The 4,390-nt window shown below is 57.8% G+C and carries 5 protein-coding genes; 2 read left to right on the plus strand and 3 right to left on the minus strand.

What is annotated here, in order from left to right; all coding sequences use genetic code 11:
* Window positions 1-320 precede the first annotated feature (320 nt).
* Window positions 321-998 carry a Crp/Fnr family transcriptional regulator gene (locus JKG68_RS31175; protein WP_246516104.1) on the minus strand — a complete coding sequence of 226 codons (678 nt, stop codon included), beginning with the start codon at window positions 996-998 and terminating at the stop codon, window positions 321-323.
* A gap of 402 nt (window positions 999-1,400) precedes the next feature.
* Entirely contained in the window at window positions 1,401-2,375 is a 975-nt protein-coding gene (locus JKG68_RS31180; RefSeq protein ID WP_202066199.1) for a hemerythrin domain-containing protein, read from the minus strand.
* Window positions 2,376-2,799: 424 nt separating this feature from the next.
* Between JKG68_RS31180 and JKG68_RS31185 the strand changes: the two genes are divergently transcribed.
* Both JKG68_RS31185 and JKG68_RS31195 read left to right on the plus strand, forming a co-directional pair.
* Window positions 2,800-3,168: a phasin family protein gene (locus tag JKG68_RS31185; RefSeq protein ID WP_202066201.1), complete on the plus strand. Its 369-nt coding sequence runs from the start codon at window positions 2,800-2,802 to the stop codon at window positions 3,166-3,168.
* An 812-nt stretch (window positions 3,169-3,980) separates the two neighbouring features.
* Window positions 3,981-4,256, plus strand: coding sequence for a hypothetical protein (locus JKG68_RS31195; RefSeq protein ID WP_202066205.1), 276 nt, complete (start codon window positions 3,981-3,983; stop codon window positions 4,254-4,256).
* Window positions 4,257-4,291: 35 nt separating this feature from the next.
* Here the strand turns inward: JKG68_RS31195 and JKG68_RS31200 are convergent.
* On the minus strand, window positions 4,292-4,390 hold a 99-nt coding region (locus JKG68_RS31200; protein ID WP_202066206.1), incomplete at its 5' end, for an SDR family oxidoreductase.

The raw sequence follows: 4,390 nt of genomic DNA on the forward strand, positions 1-4,390 counted from the left end.
CTAAGGCAGAAACGGCGCGACGATCGTTCAACAGTCGCTAGTAGACTGGAACAGCTTGAGGATCTCTAAGCCTAAAGGAGGATCGATTCAGCTTCGGCATAGGAGCTGTAGCTGGTGAAACCTGTGACAAAGCCCTTGTCTTTAGTTTGACAAAGCGAACCCTTGTGAAGGGAACATCACGTTAATTGAGTATAGCCGTTATGGCGCCTGACAAGGCTGGCTTCCGACGCTTCCTGTCATTCTCCCTGAGCGCAAGGTCGGTACTCTCGAGAGGTTGAGCCTCTGACGCACTAAAGGATCAGCCCATTAGATGCCCGTCTTCAGCCAGGCAAGAGCAGACGATGCGGCGGCTGGCGGGGATCAGCGGGAGTAACGTCGCTGTAGGTGTAAGGGAGAAGGCGCTCGAAGCTGCGTCGGACTGTGCCGTAGCACTCACAGGAGGTCGCCTCCAGACCAGCACGATCTGTGACCCGGATCACTCCTCGACCCTGCCTGATGAAGCCTGATCCCTGAAGGGCTCGTGTGATGCTGCTGACGGTGGAGCGCTGAACCCCCAGCATCTCGGACAGGAACTCATGAGTGAGAGGCACAGTGTCCCCTTCAAGCCGGTCGTGCATGCTGAGGATCCAGCGACAGCACCGCGCCTCGACGCTGTGGATCGCGTTGCACACCACATTCTGCAGAACCCGGGCCATCATTGCCTCGGTGAAATGAAGCACCAACTGGCGAACTCTTGGGCGGCTGTTGATCACCTCGTGCAGCCGATCCAATTCAATTCGGGATGCGGTGCCGGATGCTTGCACGATGTAGCGTCCGAGCGCCTTTCGGGTGGCGATCGCCCCAATAAGGCCAAGCACCCCCTCACAGCCATAGACTGCCATTTCCGCAGAGCGGCCGTCCTTCAGCACGGCAACAAGCGACACCACCGTGTCATGGGGAAAGTAGGCGTGGCGGAGGGGGGCGCCCATCTCGTACAGGATCTGATCCTGCTTCAGCATCACACCCTGCAGGTGTGGCTCCAGGGCTGCGAAATCATCAGGCGCCAGAGCCGCAAGGAGCCGATTGCCCCTGTGGTTGGCTCTCACAGCTGGGCTGACAGAAGGGCTATCCACTCTCATAGCACAAGCTAAACCGTTTGCGAGACAGAATGGAAGCCGAAAAACAGAGTGGAACTGGAACAGGGTGCCAAAGCGCCATGGCATCAGCGTGAGGCCCGCCCATTGCTGTGCAAGAACGCACGCCTGATCTATCCTGAGTTCCCAGCTGTCACTGGGGCAAGACTGCAGGTCAGGTGGAGCGGACCACCAACCCTGGAACCAGCAACACAGGTAAAGTGATGTACCCTCCCGGAGCCTGAACCGGGAGGGTGTGCGTTACAGCACTGTCGGAAGATGTGCCGATCATACCCGAGGTGAGGCGGTGATGGTCCGGCTCGCCTCCTGGGCGACTTGCGTGGTGAGTTGCACAAGGCGCTGATTGGTTTCGATCATGCTCTTCAGGTACTCACGGACAACGGAACGCTGCACGTTCACCACATCCTGCACCGACCGGCAGGTCAGAAGTTCGTTCATGGCACCGATGTTTTTCAGCAGGCGCTCCTGACGGAGGCCAAACCACTCCAGCGCGATCGTCCCGGCTCCATGGGCCAGGATCCTGTGGGATCGGGCAATGGCCTGAGGGTACTGAGCCGCACGATCAATCAGGTTGAGCGTCTCTCGGTTCTGGCGGCCCAGAACGTCGATCGAACGGCCTGCGGTCTCGGACGCGGTGTGCACGCTGTCCTGAGCAGCCTCCTGCACCGTCTGGGTCACTTCCTCGACACCCTCAGCTTGCGCCTCGATGGTAGCCAGCAGGCTTCCTTCTGTGCTCTGCGCCTCCTCGGTTAACCTGGGCTTACCCCTTGCTGCAACCCGCCGGCGTGCGGTGGCGCGCTTGGTCTGCTCAACTTCGGCAATTTCCTCCTCGACCTTCTCGACGACGGCCTCGACCTCCTCTTCGCTCAATACCTTGAGCACCACCGGCAGCAGCTCGTTCTTGTCGTTCCGGATATGCTGCTGGAACACCCTTCTCAGGTCCGCAACCTTCGCAATGAATGTGTCGCTGTCCTTGGGCATGGTCTCAAGTTCGTCCAGGAGAGTCCTGGTTTGCTGGGTGTCGTTCCGAGCATCGCGGACCAGATCCGCCGTCTCCGGATGCTTTTCCAGGACCGGGAAGAGATGCTGCTCTTGAAGGCTGGCAAGAAGCCCAAGCTCCTGCCTGAGAGCCGAGAAGAGTTGTTCTCGGGACTCGGCTGCAAGGTCGGGCGTGTCAAGAAGCTGGGCAAAGAGTTCGTTTGCTCGATCGGGTGGGGTTTGGCCAATGGTACGGTTCGTCATCATCATTCCTTGCTGAAGTAGGGGGGACGATCCTGCCGACTGGCGGCACTCTGCCCCGTCACGCGGATAACAAGGCTGGATCTACTCCTGTGGTGAGAAGGCCGGACATTTACGCTGAACTCGGCAGGCTGGCTTTGTGGATCGGGTTCCAGGGAAAGCCTGAGGACGCATCAAAGGGGCAACTCCATCCACAAGGCTCCGCCTTATATCGCAGTGCAGCATAAAATAGCAACGGCTAACGCTATATGTGTCCGGCAGCGTTGCATTGAGGTCCATGCAATCGATGCCCGACATGGCAGCCCCTCATTTGTGCGCTGCACAATAAGAGTTGACATTCTTTGTGCAATGCACAATAAAGAGCCAGCCGGAGCGTTGTTCGGCCAGACCTTACAACGGGCGTAACGCCCAGTTTCGGAGATGCCCCATGAAGCAGCAGTTTGAGACCGTTCAAAAGCTTGGCCAAGACAGCTACGGCGCCGCCCTGAAGGTCCTTGATGTCGCCTCCAGCGGCACCAAGGCCATTGTTGTTGACGCGGCTGACTATACCAAGAAGTCGTTCGAGCAGACCGCGTCCACCTTCGAGAAGCTGGTTGGTGTCAAGTCGCTTGACAAGGCTATTGAAATCCAGACCGAGTATGTCAAGAGCGCCTACGAGGGCTTTGTTGCCCAGGCGACGAAGACAGGCGAACTCTACGCCAAGATGGCTCAGGACAGCCTTGCGCCGTTCAATGCCATCCGCTCTGCCTCGCAGTCGACTTTCGCTTCCGCGAAGTCCACGACCCGTGCCAAGTAACGATAGGCACGCTTAGTCTGTTCAGGGCGCCCGGCTAACCGTCGGGCACTCTTTTGCGTTTGCTGCTGTCCTCAAACTTCTCTGATGCTACCAAGCACGTTCACTTGACTAGCCTAGCGGCTGACTGAGCAGTCCGTGCGGCTGGGGAAGAAGCGATGCTGGGACCTAGGATTAAGCTGACCCTGGATGCAGCTCTGCTCGGCTTGGAAGCGCAAAGTGTCATTGGCATGCGCTTGTCGCAGATTGCGATGGGGCAAGGCACCCTGGCTGAAGCGCAGCTGATGGTGACAGAGAAGATGCTCGCCTTCATGGATGCTGCCACAACCGTTGCGGCGGGTGGATCGGCCCACACAGTGCTGAATGACGATCGAAGGCAGGTGCACGCTAACGCAAGGCGTTTGATGCGGGACTGAGACCCGGTGTTTCAAAGCCAAGCCCATGCTTCTCATCTCTCCCTGAACTCCTCTGCCGTACGCACAATCAAGCTTCGGATGTGCTAAGCGGGATTATGCCCAAGACAGCATTGCCCGTCGGCGGGTTCTTAATGTCCGCAGAACTCCTCTCCGCTTACCCTTTGCCCAATCTTTGGCCTTCAATGTTTTTGTCTGCGAATTGAACATCTCGTTGCAAGAAGCTTTGAACTCACTTCAAAAACGAGGATCGCTCATGGCCCATGTTGCCAAGAAAGCTAACCAGGACGGCACCTTCACGGTCTGTGGTGAGGACAGGCCGGTCGGATTGGGTCTGACCAGCTCAGGGGCAGGCGTCCTCATCCAAAGAACGCTTGCGCGCTGATGCGGATTGGATAACCAATGCGCAGCTTCGAAGCCATTCTCCATGTTCCACCTGATCATCGCCTGGAGCAGATCAGAACCAGTGCCTGCGACGGTGTGGTGCAGCAGATCCATTGGGACCATGAGGAGTATGATGCGAGCGGTCGAATGATCGCCCGCTATCATAGCTTTGTCGAGTTACACGAGAATGGACGCCAGTGCTGTGGCTGGCGCAAGTACAACAGCAGTGGTCACTTGATTAATGCTGAGGACCTTACCGCATCCAAGGACAAGATCCGGTTTAACGAGGCTTAGCCATTTCCGAGCTGCCTTGCTGGAAAAACACTGTCCTATGTCATGTATTGACCGCCATTCACGGACAGGGTCGAGCCCGTGATGAAGCCGGCCTCGTCCGCCGCCAGGTAGAGCACGCTGCGGGCGATCTCCTC

Source organism: Microvirga aerilata, from assembly GCF_016743775.1.
Classification (GTDB): Bacteria; Pseudomonadota; Alphaproteobacteria; order Rhizobiales; family Beijerinckiaceae; genus Microvirga; species Microvirga aerilata.

Excerpts from the sequence above, each read along its gene's own strand:
- JKG68_RS31180 (WP_202066199.1), bottom strand. The coding sequence starts at position 2,375 with ATGACGAACCGTACCATTGGCCAAACCCCACCCGATCGAGCAAACGAA.
- JKG68_RS31195 (WP_202066205.1), top strand. The coding sequence starts at position 3,981 with ATGCGCAGCTTCGAAGCCATTCTCCATGTTCCACCTGATCATCGCCTG.
- JKG68_RS31175 (WP_246516104.1), bottom strand. The coding sequence starts at position 998 with ATGCTGAAGCAGGATCAGATCCTGTACGAGATGGGCGCCCCCCTCCGC.
- JKG68_RS31185 (WP_202066201.1), top strand. The coding sequence starts at position 2,800 with ATGAAGCAGCAGTTTGAGACCGTTCAAAAGCTTGGCCAAGACAGCTAC.